Here is a 20,057-nt window from a genome sequence, read left to right on the forward strand (position 1 = left end):
TTAATTTTTCACCGCGGCTTTACGCTTTTTTTCCAAAAAGAAAGTATCTATCAACAATAAAATTGTTCCTAAAGTAATCGCACTATCAGCTAAATTAAATGCAGGAAAATTATGATTTTGATAGTAAACATGAATGAAATCGACCACATAACCTAAAGTTACACGGTCAATTAAATTACCTAAAGCGCCACCTAGAATTAAAGCAATTGCCATTGGCAGTACACGTAGTGTTTTTGGCATTTTCATTAACCAAAAAATAAATACCAACGACACCACACCTGCCAGTCCCGTAAACAGATATTTCTGCCAACCACCAGCATCCGACAAGAAACTAAACGCTGCACCAAAATTATGTAACAGCGTCCAATTCAAAAATGGCAACACGTGCAAAGGTTCAGCATAATTTAAATGGGTGCTGGCAATATGTTTCGTCCATTGATCCAGCACAATGGCAAGGACAGAAAGTCCAAGCCAAATTAAATTGTGTGCATAAAAAACCGCGCCTTTTGCATTAGGATTAGGCATATTTTCTCACTTCGCCACTGCCTGTGACGTTCACAATACAACGTGCGCATAAACCTGTATGGCCTGCATGCGTATTGACGTCAGGTAGAACGTGCCAACAACGTACACATTTTTCACCTTCAGCCGCAGAAACACGAACACGTAAGCCGTCAAGCTCTGTAGTTTCGCCTTGTTCTGCGTAGTCAGATACCGTCACTTGCGAGGTAATCAAGACAAAACGTAATTCATCAGCCAACTGGTTTAATACCGATTGAAGTTCATCCTTCGCCCAAATTTCAACTTTGGCAGAAAGATTACTCCCTACAAGTTTGGCATTACGTGCTGCTTCAATCTGTTTATTTACTGCTGACTTTACGCTAATTAATGTTTGCCAATCGGCTTCAGAAATTAGGTTCGCTGTTGAAGCAACAGGAATGTCATACCATTCAGTCGTAAATACATATTGCTCAGTTTGCTCAGGAATTAACGGCCACGCTTCTTGTGCAGTAAAGCTTAAAATTGGTGCCATCCAACGAACAAAGGCTTGTACCAAATGATACAACGCAGTTTGTGCCGAATGACGTGCTGCCGAATCCGCTTTAGTGGTGTATTGACGATCTTTGATGATGTCTAAGTAGAAACCACCTAAATCATTAATACAGAAACCTGTTAAAGCATTGGCAACGATATGGAAGTTCATATCTTCATAAGCTTGCTGAATGGTCTTTTGCACATCCGCAGCACGTTGCAAAATGTATTGATCAAGCGCAATTAATTGATCAACAGGCAATGCATCGGTTGATGGTTTAAAGCCATTTAAGTTGGCAAGCAAGAAACGTAAAGTGTTACGAATACGACGATAACCATCTGATGCACGACTAAAGATTTCTTTACCTGCGGTCATTTCATAACGATAGTCGGCTGATGCAATCCAGAAACGTAAACCGTCTGCACCCATATCTTTAATAATATCTTGAGGCGTGATGATGTTGCCCAAAGATTTTGACATCTTGCGGCCTTTTTCATCCACCACAAAACCATGCGTAAGCAGACCTTTGTACGGCGCACGTTCATTAATCGCAATCGAAGTTAATAATGACGATTGGAACCAACCACGGTGTTGGTCTGAACCTTCCAAATATAAATCGGCAGGATCAGTCAATTCTTCACGTTCACGCAATACCGCATAATGGGTTGTGCCTGAGTCGAACCAGACATCTAAAGTGTCACGGACGGCATTGTATCGTTCAGCATCGGCACCAATAAAGTCTTTGGCTTCACGGTTAAACCATGCGTCAATGCCTTCTTGCTCAATCAGTTTTGCAACTTCTTCGATCAGTTCAGCTGTGCGAGGATGTAACTCGTTGGTATCTTTATGCACAAAGAATGGAATTGGCACGCCCCACGTGCGTTGACGTGAAATACACCAATCTGGACGACCTTCAATCATCGACTCAATACGATTCTTGCCCCAATCAGGCACAAAGCTAATGTCATTTTCAATCGCGTTTAAAGCAGTTTGACGTAAGCCTTTGGCATCCATGCTAATAAACCATTGTGGTGTTGCACGGAAGATAATTGGGGTTTTATGACGCCAGCAATGTGGATAGCTATGTTTGATTGGAACATGCGCCCATAATTTATTGGCTTCACTCAGTGCAGCAATAATTTGTGGATTGGCTTTGTAAATATGCTCGCCTGCAAAGATCGGTGCAGTTGGCAAATACACACCATTGCCACCGACAGGATTATCCACTTTTAAGTTATACAATAAGCCAACCTTATAGTCGTCCACACCATGACCTGGGGCAGTATGTACCGCACCTGTACCACTGGTTGCAATCACGTGTTCGCCTAAGATAATTGGCACTTGGCGCTCTGCAATTAAAGGATGCTGTAAACTTAATAATTCAAGTACCGCGCCTTTAAAGTCGGCCAAAACGATAGGATTTTCAAGTTTGTAACGTTCAATTGCTGACTCAACTAAATCTTTAGCTAAGATAAAGTTTTGTGCACCGCGCTCGGTTTGGACTTGTACCAACTGGTAATCAATTTCGGCATGTAAAGACACCGCTTGGTTAGCAGGCATCGTCCACGGTGTTGTTGTCCAAATCACAATATCGGTTGGATCTTTAACGTCAACATTTAAACGCGTGCTTAAATCGTTTAAATCGACTACGCCAAAACCGACATCAATCGCGTCAGATTTTTTATCTTCATATTCAACTTCAGCTTCAGCCAATGCTGAACCACAGTCGAGACACCAGTTGACAGGTTTTAAACCCGGTTCAATATGACCTGCTTTTTGAATTTCACCCAATGAACGAACAATATTTGCTTCTTGTTTAAAGTTCATGGTGAGGTATGGGTTTTGCCAATCACCAAATACGCCCATACGAATAAAGTCTTTACGCTGTAAATCGACCTGACTTAACGCATACTCACGGCAGGCTTTACGGAAGGTTGACGCATCAACTTTAACACCAACTTTACCGACTTTCTCTTCAACTTTTAGTTCAATCGGTAAACCATGACAGTCCCAACCCGGCACATACGGCGCGTCAAAGCCATCCATAACACGGCTTTTCACAATAATATCTTTTAAGACTTTATTGACCGCATGACCCAAATGAATTTGGCCATTGGCATATGGAGGGCCATCGTGCAAAACATATTTTTTCTTGCCAATACGCGATTCACGAATCTTCTGATAAATATTGTCGGCATACCATTCTTCTAACCATTTGGCTTCACGTACTGCCAAGTTTGCCTTCATGGCAAATTCAGTACCCGGTAGGTTTAATGTGGCTTTATAATCTACCGCATTTTCAGGAGTTTGCTTATCGCTCATGCAAGTTACGTCCAATTCTTTATCAGCGCTGTGTCTGATGCGTTGTTCAATCAAATCAATTTAAAAAGGAAAACTGCTGTGCTGGGTGCGAAAGGCACACAATTGCACAACATCTTCATGAATACCTGCTTTTAATGCCTCAAGCGAAGGATAGTTTCGCTCTCCATGCAAGTAATTTAAAAAGGTTACTCGCATAAATAAGCCATAGAGATTAGCAGAAACTTCAGGAAAGTGTACTTCTAACCGCCATTCGGGGTGCTGTTGGTCAATAGCAGGACGTGTCCCGACATGACCTGCGCCAAACAGACTATCATGTTGATAACCCAATATCCCATGTTTATAAGGATGTTCACGCACTTTATCAAGCAAAGAAGTACTTTCACACACCACATCAACCCCATAAATGCCATTCAAACACGGTTTATGCCGATTCAAACGTACATTAATGGTGGGAAAATCAAGCGTACGCCCAAGTTTATCGCCATGCTGTACACGTCCCGTAATACTATAAGGTCGCCCTAATAACTTAGCAGCCAAAGCCAAATTACCTTGTTGTAAAGTGTGCCGAATACGAGTCGAGCTGACACGCTCGCCCTCTAGCACCACCGTATGCACATTATTCACTTTAAAACCGTAACGTTGCAAAAACTGGCTATTGCCCTGACGGTTCTTTCCAAAATGAAAGTCGTCTCCAAGTACCAAATGCTGTGCATTGAGTCGGTTTTTGAGTAAGTCAGCAAAAGTGTGAGGTTCTTGGTTACGAAAAGCATCGTCAAATTTAGCAACCGCAATATAATCCACTCCAAGCTGTTGCAAATATTCAACTTTTTCGCGCAGTGAGTTAATCCGTGGCGGTGCTGCATTACCTTTAAAAAATTCTAAGGGCTGGGGTTCAAAAACAATCACCAGTGTTTTGAGCTGCTCGGCTTCGGCAACTTGTTTTAGTTTTTGAATCATTGCCTGATGCCCAAGATGAACACCATCAAAATTACCAATTGTGACTGCTGTTTTTGGTAACTCTAGATCAGAGGCTAACGCATGCAAACGAAGTAGCTTCATAGGTGAGTTAAATCTAACCAATTTTTGACGTATGCTTATTTTGCCATATTCTCAAGCATTCGTCTTGCTTGTTATTTTTGGATCAATCAGTTTTTAAGATTTTAGCTAAAAATCTGAATTATTTTTTGAGGGTAAGTCCTATGATTGTGCTGTCTTAACATTCAATAAAGTCTCTATTTCAGACACATCTAACCTACTTTGCAATTAAAATTCAGCCAAAATTTTAGCAAAAGTATCCGTAGTTTTTGCCCCCAAAGGTTTCAAAAACTACTCATTATTCCAAACTATTGCGGCAATTACTCAGTTTTAGGTAATTGCACTTTTTCCGTCAAACAACCATTCAACAATAAAGCCACACTATGGTCGACTGCGCGTTGATGAAAACTGCGATTACGCAAGGTTTTACCTGTGAGTGCTTCTAATTGAATATCAAAATCAGCATAGCTTTGGGTTATTGCCCATAAATTTAAAATAAAAATTTCAGGTTCAATTGCAGCTGCAATTTTGCCTTGGGCCTGCCATTGCTGTACAACTTTTACTTTGCGCTTAAAGTGCTTTTTAATCGAACCCTTCAACACACTATGAATATAAGGTGCACCTTGAATAATTTCTAAAGCAAATAGTTTAGACGCTTTCGGGTTGGCCTTTGAATATTCAATCTTTTTCAGCATATATTCTGATAAAACTTCAGCTGGCTCACACTCGGCACTAAACAATTGCAAAGGCTCAAGCCATTTTTGCAATACAGACATGAGTACTTCAATATAAAGTGCTTCTTTATTTTCGTAATAATAAAAAATATTGGACTTGTGCATTTGGGCCAATTGGGCAATTTCATCTAAACTTGCACCACTAAAACCATAAACCGAAAAGACATCCAAAGCAGCATTGAGTAACTGATTTCTTTTTTGTGTACTTTTTTTGAGTTCCATTGCCAATTCAATACAAACCTAAACCAATGTAACCGACAATTGTAGATGAATCACACAACTTTGTGCAGTTCAAGTTCAGATTTTTCCGCTTCACTTGCAGATAAAAATCAAAAATTGCCCGAATAAAATCCAAAGTTATTGGATCTTTTTCTTAAAAACCAAAGAATTTCGTTGATAGTTATACAATGCTTGTCTTGCACTTGGTAAATCATCTACCGTTGCGGCACTAAACCCATGCTCTAAAAACCAATGCGCTGTGCGTGTAGTCAGCACAAATAATTGCTGAATTCCTTGTTCACTTGCCTGCGCCTCCAAAAATTGTAAAATTTGGCTGCCTCGATTGGATTTACGATAGCCAGGATGTACTGCTACACATGCAATTTCTGCCGATACGATTTCATTGGCTTGATGTGGAATTGGGTATAACGCTGCACACGCCAAAATCGTGCCGTCACGTTCAATCACAGCAAATTGATTAATTTCATTTTCTAAACGCTCACGTGAGCGATACACCAAAATACCTTGTTCTTCTAGCGGGCGTAATAGACTCATTAAACCGCCTACATCATGAATATTCGCCATACGAACTTCTTCATAATGGGCATCGGTAACCATCGAACCAACACCATCACGGGTAAACAACTCTTGAATAAGTGCACCATCATAAGCAAACGGCAATAGATGTACCCGTTGCACACCATTTAGTGCAGCATTTTTTGCCCCAACCAAATGCAAAGCGTGAATTGGATTGGTTTGTTGCATATTCAAAATATAATCATCTAATTGATTCGGATTTATTTCGCGTAATAATTTACCCTGTTGATTTAAAATACCCTGTTGTTGCCCTAAAAAAATCAGCTTATCGGCTTTAAGTGCAATTGCCGTTCGAGTCGCCACTTCTTCAGCCAATAAATTAAAGACTTCGCCTGTAGTTGAATAACCTGTTGGACCTAAAATGACAATGTTGTGCTGTGCTAATAAACGATGCATCGAATCGGCATCGACACTACGCACTTCACCCGTTAACTGAAAGTCAACACCATCGTGAATACCATAAGGCTTAGCGGTCACTAAATTTCCTGAAACAACTTCAATTCTTGCACCATACATCGGCGAATTGGCAAGCCCCATCGACAATAATGCTTCAACTTGCATGCGTACCGAACCTACAGCACCTAACACACAAGGTAAGGCTTCCCGTGTCGTCACACGCCGATGTGCATGAAACGGCGTGCTGAGTTGCTGCGCTTGTAAATGCAGATTAATTTGCGGACGCGCCCCATACACCAACACCAAATGAATACCCAATGAATGTAACAAGGCAATATCATGAATAATATGCTGAAAATTTTCATGCAACATTGCTTCGCCTTCAAACATAATCACAAAGGTTTTACCACGATGTGCATTAATATACGGCGCTGAATTACGAAACCAATGCAGATAGTCTGAGGTGTGAGTGGACTCGGTGATTGATGCTCTATCTTGCATAACTTTTCGCTCTTAAACTCTACACTACGTTATCTTACAACGCTGATTAATCATTGACTCAGATTGTCACATACCTATCTGCGAAATAGATCTATCTAATAGTGACAGCCACAATTTTGCTTTAATTTAACAAAATTTTATCTGGCTTACATGATAAACGCTTATTTTATTCTTATGCTCTTACTCGCAAGATGATGCTAATAGTGAACACAGTAGTTGCTAAATCGTGACGTTCATTTAATTCCAAATTACCAATAACCGAATTGGATCTGCTCCCAGTAGCTCCAACTTTATCAATGCGAAATCTTTAAAAATAGTCCCAGTACGGGTAGTGTTTCAAAAACCCATCCGTTTACTTAACACCATTAAAAAATAAAAAATCATATATTTTTCAAAAAATTAAATGAAACAAAGCATCATTTGCAACATAAATCTCATCTAAATTGGCTCTCTTGTTTTACATCAAAATGGCTCTCGTTTCTTGATAATGAAAGCGACAAATTAAGGTCATTAGAAGTATGCATACGGACGTGTTAAAGCCTTTTTAGATGAGATCTTGAACAAGATCACGTTGCGGTTTTAACAATAAATTAAAATGGTGTGGCGATTGTCTGATTCAACATCAAATAGTCTTGCTCTCCTATAAATTAAGGAAAATGATATGGCGACACATACAAATAATGAAGCCAATCTGTCTCAAGGTTTAAAAAACCGCCATGTCACCATGCTCTCAATAGCAGGTGCAATTGGAGCAGGATTATTCGTAGGTTCTGGACACGCGATTGCATCGGCAGGACCAGCAGCCTTAATTGCTTATGTAATTGCAGGGGCACTCGTAGTTTTGGTAATGCGCATGCTTGGCGAAATGGCTGTGGCTCAACCAGACAGTGGCTCTTTTTCCACTTATGCAGACCGTGCGATTGGCAAATGGGCAGGCTTTACCATTGGCTGGCTATATTGGTGGTTTTGGGTGTTGGTCATTCCATTTGAAGCCAACGCTGCGGCGGCAATTATGCATTCATGGATGCCAGATGCGCCAATTTGGTTATTGGCCTTTTTAATTACCGCTGCGTTAACCGTCACCAATTTATTTAGTGTGAAAAACTACGGCGAATTTGAATTTTGGTTTGCTTTAATTAAAGTCGTTGCAATTATTGCCTTTATTGCTTTTGGTTGTGCTGCCATTTTTGGTTTCTCACCAAATCCTGCTGTGAGCGGTGTAAAACACCTTTGGGATCACGGTGGTTTTGTGCCAAATGGTTGGGGCCCTGTAATTGCCGCTTTACTCACGACCATGTTCTCGTTCATGGGTTCAGAAATTGTCACTATTGCGGCCAGCGAATCGAAAGATCCAGAACGTCAAATTACCAAAGCCACCAATTCAGTGGTATGGCGAATCGCATTATTCTATTTCGTTTCCATTTTTATTGTGATTGGTTTAGTTCCTTGGAATGATCCACGTTTACCTGAAATGGGTTCATATCAAACCGTTTTAAGTATTTTAAACGTGCCACATGCCAAAATGATTGTGGACATTGTGGTGTTAACGTCAGTTGCAAGCTGCTTAAACTCAGCACTCTATACTGCGTCACGCATGGTCTATTCATTGGCACAACGCGGTGATGCACCTGCCTTTGCCAAGAAAGTGAATAAATCTAAAACGCCTGTGTATGCGGTATTACTCTCTACAGCAATTGCATTTATTTGTACTTTTGCCAACTATGCAGCACCTGCCGAAGTATTTAGTTTCTTGCTCGACAGCTCAGGTGCAATTGCCCTATTGGTGTACTTAGTGATTGCATGCTCACAACTTAAAATGCGTAAGAAGTTGCTACAAGAAGGCAAACCCTTAGGCATGAAAATGTGGTGCTTCCCTTACCTGACTTGGGCGGTGATTGTCTTTATTATTGGTGCACTCACCATTATGGGATTTGACCCGAAACACACCCATGAAATTACCTCTACAGGCATCTTAAGTATCATTGTGGTGGTTTCAGGTTTAATTGTCACCAAACGCCGCCAACAAAGCAGCACAGTGGTTCACTCACACATAGAAGCCAAATAAAATTTATTTAGACCATAAAAAGGAGATCAAATGATCTCCTTTTTTAATTTTAAGTATTTAATGTGGGAATACCCGCTTCTCTTAAACATTGTAACAAAGCGCCAAAAGCCATCATCATGTCTTTTTCATTGACGCAGGCAAAGCCCATGAGTAAGCCTTTTTGTGCGCGTGCGTGGGCATGTAAATAATATTGCGACAATGGACGCACTTTCACATCACGAGCAAGTGCAGCCGAAGCAATTGCCACATCATCTGCATCTGTCGGGAGCTTTAATACCAAATGTAAGCCTGCGGCATTGTCATATTCATGCACATAATCTGCACCTAAATAACGCTGAATCAGCTCAATTAAAAAAGCACGACGTTTGCCATACAGTAAGCGCATACGCCGAATATGTGCAGCATAGTGCCCGTCCTGAATAAACTCAGCCAAGGCTTTTTGCAACAATAAATGCCCGCCGCGGTATAACTCTGCCGAAACCACCCGTAACGGCGAAAACAGTTCTCGAGGTACGACCAAATAACCTAAACGCAAAGCAGGATAAATGGTTTTACTAAACGTACCCATATAAATAACAGGCGCATTGGGTTCTAGTCCCTGCAAAGCAGGATATGGCTGCCCTGAAAAACGGAACTCACTGTCATAATCATCTTCGACAATCCAACTGCCGTGCTTGCGTGCAATTTCAAGCAGTTGTTTACGCCGCGCCAAACTTAAATGTGACCCAAGTGGATATTGATGTGAGGGCGTGACAAAAATCAGTTTTGGAACAGTTTTGGCAGCATCAGGCATAATGCCTTCGGCATCGACAGGAACGGGCTGTAAATCTAAGCCATTTATACGCAAAATATTACGCATGCCCCAATAAGATGGATCTTCAACCCACACTTTATCGCCAATATCACTTAAAGCACGTGAAACCAAATCAATGGCTTGATGAATGCCTTCGGTAATAATAATTTGATCGGCATCACACTGTACCGAACGTGCTACACGTAAATAGTCAGCTAAAGCCTGACGCAACTCTAAACAACCACCTGCGTTGCTATAGATAAGACGCTTTACATCAGGCTCACGCGATAACTTAGACTGAATACGACTAAAAATATGATGTGGAAATTCAGTAACATCAGGTGCACCTGGTACAAAAGCCCCCCACTGATGCGGTGATGCGGCAGCATAACCTACTAAACTTGAACCGCGCTGCGACAAGGCATAGCTATTTTTATCTTTCTTTTTCTTTATTACCGTTTTTGACTGATCTTTATGACTATTTAAAAAGGCTTCGGGCAAATGTTCTGCCACCCATGTGCCATGTCCTGTACGTGCTTCGACATAGCCTTCGGCTTGTAATTGGTCGTAAGCCGTTAAAATTGTGTTACGCGATACTTGTAATTCTTGTGCCAAATCACGTGATGCAGGCAAACGTGTTTTCGGTGCAAGTACACCCGTTAAAATGGCACTACGCAAACATCGAAATACTCGCTGATGCAGTGGGCCATCGGCTTCTTGTTGTAAGCGTTGCAACACATGATCGCCCAATAAACTACGCAATTGGCTCTCTCCTTAATTTATAAATGGCTCTCGTCAGTTGCCACCTAACGCGCGAAATTACAGGTATCAAAAGATATTGTAAAGCATCCTAAAAGTGAATGATGCGCTGCTAGACAATCTTGGAATAAATGATTAAAAAATGAGGGAAATCGCATGAGCACTCAACATTCTGCACTGAACGAACGTAAACAACAAGCCACGCCACGCGGTGTAGGTGTGATGTGTCAATGGTATGCCGAACGTGCAGAAAATGCGACGCTTTGGGACAAAGAAGGCAATGCTTATATTGACTTTGCAGGCGGTATTGCTGTGCTCAATACAGGTCATCGCCATCCAAAAGTGATTGAAGCTGTTACCGAACAATTAAGCAAATTTACCCATACCGCGTACCAAGTTGTGCCTTACGAAAGTTATATTTCATTGGCAGAACGTATTAACGAACGTGCGCCAATTGCAGGTGCGGCTAAAACTAGCTTTTTCTCGACGGGTGCAGAAGCGGTTGAAAACGCGGTGAAAATTGCCCGTTCTTATACAGGTCGCCACGGCATTATTACTTTTGGTAATGGCTTCCACGGTCGTTCATTTATGACCATGGCAATGACAGGTAAAACTGCACCTTACAAACGTGACTTTGGTGTGATGCCAGCGGGCGTATTCCATGCGCGTTATCCTGTGCCTGAAAAAGGTATTTCTGTTGATGCAGCAATTGCAAGTATTGAAGATATTTTTAGTGAAGATATTGCGGCACATGACGTTGCTGCAATTGTACTTGAACCTGTTCAAGGCGAAGGTGGTTTCCACGTTGTTCCGGCTGACTTTTTAAAACGTGTGCGTGCACTGTGCGACCGTCATGGCATTTTACTGATTGCCGATGAAGTGCAGTCTGGTTTTGCCCGTACAGGCAAACTATTTGCCATGAACCATTACGACACCAAAGCAGACCTGATCACCATGGCAAAAAGCTTAGGTGGCGGCTTCCCAATTTCAGGCGTGGTTGGTCGTAGCGAAGTGATGGATGCACCCAACCCAGGCGGTTTAGGTGGCACTTATGCAGGTAGCCCAATTGCAGTTGCTGCGGCTCATGCGGTGATTGATGTCATTGAAAGCGAAAACTTATGTGAACGTGCGAATGAGTTAGGTGCAGAATTGGTTGCGCACTTAAATGCCATTAAAGCTGCAAATGGCGACATCGTGACAGATATCCGTGCGCTAGGTTCTATGGTTGCAGTTGAACTTGAAACCGCAGAACAAGCCAAAACAGTACAAAACTTTGCAATGGACAATGGTTTGCTCATCTTAACCTGTGGTAAATATGGCAACGTGATTCGTTTCTTATATCCACTGACTATTCCTAGCGAGCAATTCCGTCAAGGTTTAGAAATCTTGCAACAAGGTTTTGCCACGCTAAAAGTCAATGCAGCGGAGCATTCTGCATGATTGCACAGAACTTACAATATTTATTGAACCATCCTGATATTGCTTTTGCAGCACCTGCAAGCAATGACTATATTCAGGTCGATGATGCGGCAACAGGTGAAGCCTTAGCGTGGGTCAAAAGTCATGACCGTGCAACGGTTGAAGCTGCGATTGCACGTTCAGCCACCGCACAAAATGCATGGAAAAAATATACGGCCCTTGCCCGTGCAGACATTTTGTGGGCATGGTACAACCTCATGCTTGAGCACAAAGAAAACCTTGCACAGATTTTAACAGCCGAGCAAGGCAAGCCTTTGGCAGAAGCACGCGGTGAAATTGGTTATGCAGCATCATTCATTCGTTGGTTTGCAGAACAAGCCCGTCGTGTCGATGGTGAAGTGCTTGCACCAACGTTGCCCAACCAACGCCTATTGGTTTTAAAACAACCCATTGGTGTAACCGCGGCAATTACGCCGTGGAACTTCCCTGCGGCCATGATTACCCGTAAAGCTGCGCCGGCATTGGCTGCGGGTTGTTCAATGTTGGTTAAACCTGCCGAGCAAACCCCGTTAACCGCCTATGCCCTTGAAGTTTTAGCATTACAAGCAGGCTTGCCGCAAAACTTACTCATCCATATAAGCGGTGATTCGATTGAAGTCGGCAAAGCCCTTTGCGAAAGCGATGTTGTGCGTAAACTGAGCTTTACAGGTTCAACCCAAGTGGGTCGAATTTTAATGCAGCAATGTGCACCAAGCATCAAAAAACTATCATTAGAATTAGGCGGAAACGCACCAGTTTTGGTCTTTGACGATGCCAATTTAGAACAAGCCGTACAAGGCATTATGGCCAGCAAATACCGCAACAGCGGTCAAACTTGCGTCTGTGCCAACCGCATTTATGTTCAAGATGGCATTTACGATGCCCTTGCAGAGCGCCTAGTCGAAGCGGTTGCCAAACTCCAAGTTGGCGATGGTCGTGTGGAAGGCTCAACCCAAGGCCCACTGATTGATGAAGCTGCGGTCGAAAAAGTGCAATCGCACATCGCTGATGCCGTTGCCAAAGGCGCAAGCGTGAAAATTGGGGGCAAACGTGCAGCGATTGGCTCAACCTTCTTTGAACCAACGGTATTAACCAATGTCAGCCAAGACATGAAAGTGGCCAAAGAAGAAACCTTTGGCCCGCTTGCACCATTGTTCCGTTTTAAAACTGAAGATGAAGCCGTGAATATGGCTAACGACACCGAGTTTGGATTGGCCGCCTACTTATTTACAACCAGCACAGCACGTCAATGGCGTGTGGGCGAAGCACTTGAATATGGCATGGTGGGGATTAATACAGGCGCAATCTCGAATGAAGTTGCGCCATTTGGTGGCGTGAAACAATCTGGCCTTGGCCGTGAAGGCTCTAAATTCGGCATCGAAGAATATACCGAGATGAAATATCTGTGTCTCGATTTATCTGAATAAGCCGTTTTTCCGTTTTAAAGAACCAACCTTGCCCATTCAAGGTTGGTTTTTTATTTTCAGCCATATTCAAAAATATATGTTAGTTTTAAATCTGAGCATCACTTTAAAAGCCATAAAAATGCAAGAAGCAACGCTACATGACATTCCTCAACTTCTCGAACTTATCAACCTTGCCTATCGTTCAAAAGCCCATCAAGGTTGGACATCGGAAACGCATCTTGTTGCAGGCAATCGGGTACAAGAAGAGCATCTAAAGACAATGATCTGCAACCCTCATTCAAAGCTCTTTATTCAGCAACAAGACACAGTAATTATGGGTTGCGTATATCTAGAATTTCAAAACCAGAGTGCTTATATCGGCATGCTCACCACACATCCCATGCTTCAAAATCAGGGGCTTGGGAAAATCATGTTAAATTATGCAGAAAATTTTGCGCTTACTGACCCTTCCATACAAAAAATTGAACTTTCTGTGTTATCAGCGCGCCCTGAATTACTGGCATTTTACCAACGACGTGGTTATTGCTTGTCGACACACACAGATGCGTACCCAATTCATGCAAATGTCGGCGTGCCAATGATTGAAAATTTAAAAGTACTACATCTTTATAAAAACAGAACTTAATCAATGCTCAAGATTGTCTGACCATACTCGTTGTACCCCCACAGCATCCATCGCCTGCCACGCGTTAGCCAACGAACCGTTTAAATCAATTGCAGCGGTGGCATCTTCAATCACAAAAGTTTTAAAACCCAACTTTGCCGCATCTATGGCTGTCCATGCCACACAAAAGTCGGTGGCGATCCCCACCACATATACCGTATCAATCCCGCATGCAGTTAAGTAGCCATGTAAACCTGTTGTGGTTTTTTGATCGGCTTCTAAAAAGGCAGAATAGCTATCAATGTTCGGATGCGTGCCTTTACGAATAATCAGTCGTGCATGAGAAATATTTAAATTGGGATGAAAATCGGCGTCAAGCGTGCCTTGCACACAATGGCTTGGCCATAAAACTTGCGTACCATAATCAAGTTCAATGCTGTCAAAGGCGTGTTTATCTGCGTGATTTTGTGCAAATGAAATATGATTTTGAGGATGCCAATCTTGCGTTAAAACCACATGTTCAAACTTTAATGCCAATTGATTAATCAGTGGAATAATTTGATCCGCCGCGGTAACTGCTAAATTACCGCCCGGTGTGAAGCCATTTTGCACATCCACCACAATCAATGCAGTCCGTTGTTGATCAATCATCACGCATTCACTTCTTTATTAAAATCATCACTATCCCAACACAGTAACACGATTTTTTCTAGGCAGTACTGATCTTTCCAACAATTTTATAAATTCAAAAAATGATTAAAAAACAATAAAAAACTTTGCATAAGGGCGACAAAAGGATATTGTTCTTCATAACATGTTCAGTCATAATTTGAACAAGTTAAATGCAAGATTACTTTCATTTCATTGCATTTTCGCTTAAATTCAAAACTACAGTCACCATTCGTTTTCTTTTCCGCTGTGAATGGTCAAATAGGATAATTTTTTAAAATGACTCAGCTAGCTCAGAATCTTCAAGGCTCAATTGTCGCACTTGTCACCCCAATGTTTAAAGATGGCAGCGTTGATTGGAAGGCACTTGAAAAGCTCGTTGAGTGGCACGTCGAACAAGGCACGAATGCAATTGTTGCCGTTGGTACAACAGGCGAACCCTCTACCCTTAGCCCATCTGAACATATCCAAGTGATTCAAGAAATCATTCGTGTAGTAGATAAACGTATTCCTGTGATTGCAGGTACAGGGGCAAACTCAACGCATGAAGCCATTGAACTGACTCAAGCTGCAAAAGAACTTGGTGCAGATGCTGCGCTTTTAGTGACCCCGTATTATAATAAACCCACCCAAGAAGGTTTATATCAACACTTTAAAACTGTTGCTGAAGCAGTTGATTTACCTATTGTTTTATATAACGTACCGGGACGTACTGGCGTTGATATGCAAAACGATACCATTGTTCGTCTTGCCGATGTTGCAGGAATTATTGCTGTTAAAGATGCCACTGGCGATGTTGCACGTGGTCAAGCATTAATTGACGCATTGCATGGTCGCATTTCAGTTTTTTCAGGTGATGATGAAACTGCGGTTGAACTGATTGCTGTTGGTGCAAAAGGTAATATTTCGGTAACAGCCAATGTTGCGCCAAAAATTATGAGCGAAATGTGTGCTGCTGCTTTAGCGCAAAATCAATCCGTTGCACAAGAAATAAATCAAAAGATTGCAAATTTAAACAATATTTTATTTTGCGAATCGAACCCAATTCCTGTGAAATGGGCACTTCATGAAATGGGCTTAATTGGTTCAGGAATTCGCTTGCCATTAACCCCACTCGCAGAACAATATCGCGCACCTGTGCGTGAAGCCCTAAAAGCCGTGGGTATTATTTAAAGAGCACATATTATGCAGTTACGTTTAGGTTTAACCCTCGCACTTTCAGTTTTCAGCTTAGCGGGCTGTAATATGCTAAGCATTAACAATGGTTCTTTGAACTACAAAAAACCAGACTCCACCGAAGCCCTCAAATACCCTGAAGGCGCTACGGTTAGACCTGCAACGCCTTTGTATCCTGCACCAATTATTGACCCGTTAGCACTACAACACGCGCCTGATTATGAAAATAAAAAAGGCAACCGTTTTGTCATGCCTCGCCCAGGCGAAGTTGTACCCAACCGCGCCTTAGCAAGTGCTGACGACAATTATCCAAAACCTGTTGTTATTGTTGATGGAAATCAAAATCCTTTACTGAAAGTTAACGGTAAGTCTGATACAATTTGGCAGTACACGCTTGCAACACTGAGCAGTCTAAACTACAGCATTGTCAGTCAAAGTCAGACGCGTTATGAAGCGACCATTAAAGTCGGTGAGCAAAGCTATGTCTTAAAATTGGCGGCTGTTGGTAAAACCAATACCCTCGTTTTATTTAATCCTGACAACAGCTTTGCTGATCAGGCAAAAGCGAAAGCATTGTTAGACCAGATTTCTCAAAATTGGCCAGCCTAGTCATCCTAGGTATATTTTTGAAAATAGGTTCATCCCATGTTAAAACAAACCTTGCTCTATACCGGTAAAGCCAAATCTGTTTATGAAACAGAAAGTCCAGACCACTTAATTTTAGTCTTTCGTGACGATGCTTCGGCGTTCAACGGCGAAAAAATTGCTCAGCTCGATCGTAAAGGCAAGGTGAACAACCGCTTTAATGCCTTTATTATGGAAAAACTAGCAGCAGCAGGCATTGAAACCCATTTTGAAGAATTACTTAGCCCAACAGAAGTACTTGTTAAAAAACTTAGCATGATTCCTGTTGAATGTGTAATTCGTAACTATGCAGCGGGTTCTTTATGCCGCCGTTTAGGGGTTGAAGAAGGTAAAGAGTTAGTTCCACCAACATTTGAATTGTTCTTTAAAGATGATGCTTTGGGCGATCCAATGGTGAACGAATCTCAAGCGATTGCTTTAGGTTGGGCGACTGCTGAACAGCTTGCAAAAATGAAAGAACTCACTTACCAAGTGAATGATGTATTAAAAGCCTTATTTGATGCAGGTAACATGTTATTGGTGGACTTCAAACTTGAGTTTGGCGTGTTCCACGACCGTATTGTATTAGGCGATGAATTCTCTCCAGATGGTTGCCGTTTGTGGGATAAAGACACCAAGAAAAAATTAGACAAAGACCGTTTCCGCCAAGGTTTAGGCGATGTGGTTGAAGCTTATGAAGAAGTTGCAGCGCGTTTAGGCGTAGATTTAAGCAATATCTAAGCTTAATTTAAAATAAAAAACCGAGCCATTGTGCTCGGTTTTTTATGCGTTTTAATTGAGCAATACCATTCTTCTTTATCTTGATAAATTGCTTCCATCCATCTAAATCACAAGTGAATTATTGCCAAATATTTGTTCACATTAAGTCACGATAAAAATTTCTTCTGAGAATTTATATGTTATAAATTATGAAGACATAAATGATAAATTTGACTTTAATACAAATACGCTCAATCTGATTGGAATCTCGCCATGTTCACTTTAAAAAAAAGTTTAACGCTTAGCGTTGTTATTGGAATGTTTGCTGGACTTACTCATGCTGATGTCCCTTTGCCACTGTCTGCTTATGTGAATGCAACCAGCCCAGAATTTTCACGTACCGTCATTACCTCTCAGCTTAAAAACCCACATAATATTGTTTGGGGTGCAGACAATAACTTATGGTTAACCGAGCAACAAACAGGCAATATTATTCGCGTTAATCCAGAAACAGGAAAAGCCACAACGGTATTTACAGTACCTGATATGGTATATGACGAAGACACCCAGAATGGATTACTGGGTATCGCTTTAGATCCTAAATTTGGACAAATGAATCATAATTTTATTTATCTATCGGTAAGTATCAAAAATCCAAATGCAACCGACAAAAACTATCCTAACCAAACAGTCGTACGACGTTATAGCTACGATAAAAAACAAGATACGCTTACACAACCAACCAATCTTCTCACAGGATTACCATCATCACACGATCATCAAGGACAACGCCTAGTCATCGGCCCAGATAATAAGATCTATTTTAGTGTAGGTGACCAAGGAGCCAATCAATTAGGCTATTTATTTGCACCAAACCAAGCACAAGTTCTCCCAACAGCGAGTCAAATTCAACAACACGACTTTCATGCGTATGCAGGGAAAATTTTACGTTTGAATCTTGATGGTTCTATTCCTAAAGATAACCCGAACCTAAACGGCGTGGTCAGCCATATTTATACGCTCGGACACAGGAACCCTCAAGGACTCACTTTTACGCCAAATGGTAAGCTGCTTTCTTCAGAACAAAGTGCCAATTCAGACGATGAACTGAATCTGATTATTAAAGGCGGCAACTATGGCTGGCCAAACGTATCGGGCTATAAAGATAACAATGGTTATGCCTATGCCAATTATTCCGCTGCAACGGGCGATAAAAGCCAAATTAAAGACCCTGCACAAAATGGTTTAAAAGTTCCTGCAGGCGTGCCAGTCAGCCAAGAATCTGATTTTAATGATCCAAATTTTATTCAGCCATTAAAAACCCTTTTCACTGTATCGAATGATTATAATTTTAATGATTCTACCTGTGGCAAATTAAATTATATTTGCTGGCCAACTGTTGCAGCATCTGCTGTCACCTTCTATCAAGGTGGAAGCAATCCAATTCCTGGTTGGAAAGATTCAGTACTTATTCCTGCACTAAAGCGTGGCGTAATTTTCCGCGTTCAATTAGATGAAACACATACCGTCACCAAAGGCGATGCCATTCCAATGTTCCGCTCGGTAGACCGTTATCGCGATATCGTAGTCAATCCAAATGGAAAAGTTTTATATGCCATTACAGACTCATCAGGGTCAGTACAACTCGATGATGGCTCGGTTTCAACCAAGGTTGCGCATCCTGGTTCAATTATTAAGTTCACCTATATTGGCAAAAAATAAACTCCAACATATTGAATTTATGATGATTTAAATACCATTTCTATGTATCAGAACGATCCATTGATGGATCGTTCTGATTTTTGTTTGCCTTGCGCCAATCAACTTAAGCTTTTTTATTGGATTAGATTGCAAATCTTATGATTTAAATATCTAAAGCAAACCGAGTAATTTAAGCAGATGCTTAAATTTTAGGTTCCCGCTCATGTCAATTTATAAAGTCACAACGCTTCTGAGTACCCTTGCAATTGTTACAAGCTTAACTGCATGTCAAAAACAACCTGAAAATCAGTCTAGTACATCCGCAACAACCGAAATTAAAACGCTATCGATTGGTTACCAAAAAGCCGCGCTGAAACTGATTGTGGCGCAAAAAAATAAGATCTTTGAACAAGAATTTCCAACCACCAAAATTGAATGGAAAGAATTCCCTGCCGGCCCGCAAACACTCGAAGCATTATCGGTGGGTGCCATAGATGTGGGCTATACCGGAGATACTCCAGTGATTTTTGCACGTGCGGCAGGTAAAGCGGTGAACTATTTGGGCTATGAAAAATCATCGCAATTTGCCCATGCCCTGTTAGTAGGCGTAAATAGTCCGATTAAAAACTTACATGATTTAAAAGGCAAACGGATTGCTCTCACCAAAGGTTCAAGTGCGCATAATTTTTTATCTGAACTATTAAAAAAAGCAGGACTGAATTGGTCAGACATCCAACCGATTTGGCTCAGCCCTGCTGATGCGCGTGCAGCATTAGATAAACAGTCTGTTGATGCTTGGGCAATTTGGGACCCTTATGCCAGCGCTGCCGAAATTCAAGGCAATGCCAAAGTATTAATTGATTCTAAAGATCTACCTCAAGCCTATTCTTTTTATTTAAGTTCACCACAGTTTTTAAAAACACATGCCAATGATGCCAATAAAATTATTGCAGGACTCAATAAAGCCGAAGAATGGATTAACGCACATCCTGATCAAACCGCAAAGATTTTAGCCGACAGCACAGGCTTAGATGTCAACGTCACACAACGCGTGATTGATAAGAAACCCAAACCTGCAATCGTAAGTTATTTATCAGCCGATGTGATTCAATCACAACAGAAAATTGCCGACTTTTTCTATAACGCAAAGTTAATTCCACAGTCAGTAAATATTAAAGATGCTGTTTGGGAGGGTAAATAAAAATCAATGATCGAATCCAACTA

At 41.5% G+C, this 20,057-nt stretch carries 16 protein-coding genes; 9 read left to right on the forward strand and 7 right to left on the reverse strand.

Annotated features, from left to right (window positions below):
- From lspA to argA, 5 genes are all read right to left on the reverse strand, one after another.
- Entirely contained in the window at nt 1-525 is a 525-nt protein-coding gene (gene lspA / locus FXN70_RS06415) for a signal peptidase II (protein WP_324646637.1), read from the reverse strand.
- A complete protein-coding gene (gene ileS / locus FXN70_RS06420) occupies nt 518-3,355 on the reverse strand; it encodes an isoleucine--tRNA ligase (protein WP_324646638.1) in 2,838 nt (945 codons plus the stop codon). Before ileS ends, lspA begins: the two co-directional genes overlap by 8 nt.
- A 60-nt stretch (nt 3,356-3,415) precedes the next feature.
- Nucleotides 3,416-4,414, reverse strand: a complete 999-nt coding sequence (ribF, locus tag FXN70_RS06425) for a bifunctional riboflavin kinase/FAD synthetase (protein ID WP_324646639.1) — start codon at nt 4,412-4,414, stop codon at nt 3,416-3,418.
- 296 nt (nt 4,415-4,710) lie between these two features.
- Complete coding sequence (locus FXN70_RS06430; protein ID WP_324646640.1) at nt 4,711-5,346, reverse strand: TetR/AcrR family transcriptional regulator; 636 nt, start codon at nt 5,344-5,346, stop codon at nt 4,711-4,713.
- 135 nt (nt 5,347-5,481) lie between these two features.
- Entirely contained in the window at nt 5,482-6,837 is a 1,356-nt protein-coding gene (gene argA / locus FXN70_RS06435) for an amino-acid N-acetyltransferase (protein WP_324646641.1), read from the reverse strand.
- Between the two features lie 661 nt (nt 6,838-7,498).
- On the opposite strand from argA, the gene gabP reads away from it, so the two are divergent.
- Nucleotides 7,499-8,902 (forward strand): GABA permease, encoded by a 1,404-nt coding sequence (gene gabP, locus FXN70_RS06440; protein WP_324646642.1) that lies wholly within the window; start codon nt 7,499-7,501, stop codon nt 8,900-8,902.
- A gap of 49 nt (nt 8,903-8,951) precedes the next feature.
- On the opposite strand, the gene FXN70_RS06445 is transcribed toward gabP, so the two are convergent.
- Nucleotides 8,952-10,457, reverse strand: a complete 1,506-nt coding sequence (locus tag FXN70_RS06445; RefSeq protein ID WP_324646643.1) for a PLP-dependent aminotransferase family protein — start codon at nt 10,455-10,457, stop codon at nt 8,952-8,954.
- A gap of 153 nt (nt 10,458-10,610) precedes the next feature.
- On the opposite strand from FXN70_RS06445, the gene gabT reads away from it, so the two are divergent.
- From gabT to FXN70_RS06460, 3 genes are all read left to right on the forward strand, one after another.
- Entirely contained in the window at nt 10,611-11,894 is a 1,284-nt protein-coding gene (gene gabT, locus FXN70_RS06450) for a 4-aminobutyrate--2-oxoglutarate transaminase (protein ID WP_324646644.1), read from the forward strand.
- The gene (locus FXN70_RS06455) at nt 11,891-13,339 is read left to right on the forward strand and encodes an NAD-dependent succinate-semialdehyde dehydrogenase (RefSeq protein WP_324646645.1); all 1,449 of its coding nucleotides are present in this window, start codon (nt 11,891-11,893) and stop codon (nt 13,337-13,339) included. The genes gabT and FXN70_RS06455 overlap by 4 nt, the downstream gene beginning before the upstream one ends.
- A gap of 118 nt (nt 13,340-13,457) precedes the next feature.
- Nucleotides 13,458-13,964 carry a GNAT family N-acetyltransferase gene (locus FXN70_RS06460; protein WP_324646646.1) on the forward strand — a complete coding sequence of 169 codons (507 nt, stop codon included), beginning with the start codon at nt 13,458-13,460 and terminating at the stop codon, nt 13,962-13,964.
- Here FXN70_RS06460 and pncA read toward each other — a convergent pair whose 3' ends face one another.
- Entirely contained in the window at nt 13,965-14,594 is a 630-nt protein-coding gene (gene pncA / locus FXN70_RS06465) for a bifunctional nicotinamidase/pyrazinamidase (protein ID WP_324646647.1), read from the reverse strand.
- Nucleotides 14,595-14,891: 297 nt separating this feature from the next.
- On the opposite strand from pncA, the gene dapA reads away from it, so the two are divergent.
- The 5 genes from dapA to FXN70_RS06490 all read left to right on the forward strand — a co-directional run bounded on the left by dapA (nt 14,892) and on the right by FXN70_RS06490 (nt 20,034).
- Complete coding sequence (dapA, locus tag FXN70_RS06470; protein WP_324646648.1) at nt 14,892-15,785, forward strand: 4-hydroxy-tetrahydrodipicolinate synthase; 894 nt, start codon at nt 14,892-14,894, stop codon at nt 15,783-15,785.
- A 12-nt stretch (nt 15,786-15,797) separates the two neighbouring features.
- Nucleotides 15,798-16,397: a lipoprotein-34 precursor (NlpB) gene (locus tag FXN70_RS06475; protein WP_324646650.1), complete on the forward strand. Its 600-nt coding sequence runs from the start codon at nt 15,798-15,800 to the stop codon at nt 16,395-16,397.
- Between the two features lie 36 nt (nt 16,398-16,433).
- On the forward strand, nt 16,434-17,153 hold the full coding sequence (purC, locus tag FXN70_RS06480) for a phosphoribosylaminoimidazolesuccinocarboxamide synthase (RefSeq protein WP_324646651.1): 720 nt from the start codon (nt 16,434-16,436) through the stop codon (nt 17,151-17,153).
- A gap of 297 nt (nt 17,154-17,450) precedes the next feature.
- Nucleotides 17,451-18,854: a glucose/sorbosone family PQQ-dependent dehydrogenase gene (locus tag FXN70_RS06485; RefSeq protein ID WP_324646684.1), complete on the forward strand. Its 1,404-nt coding sequence runs from the start codon at nt 17,451-17,453 to the stop codon at nt 18,852-18,854.
- 202 nt (nt 18,855-19,056) lie between these two features.
- Complete coding sequence (locus FXN70_RS06490) at nt 19,057-20,034, forward strand: aliphatic sulfonate ABC transporter substrate-binding protein (RefSeq protein WP_324646652.1); 978 nt, start codon at nt 19,057-19,059, stop codon at nt 20,032-20,034.
- The last annotated feature ends 23 nt before the right edge of the window (nt 20,035-20,057 follow it).

The sequence above is a fragment of the Acinetobacter sp. MD2 genome, from assembly GCF_035615575.1.
Classification (GTDB): domain Bacteria; phylum Pseudomonadota; class Gammaproteobacteria; order Pseudomonadales; family Moraxellaceae; genus Acinetobacter.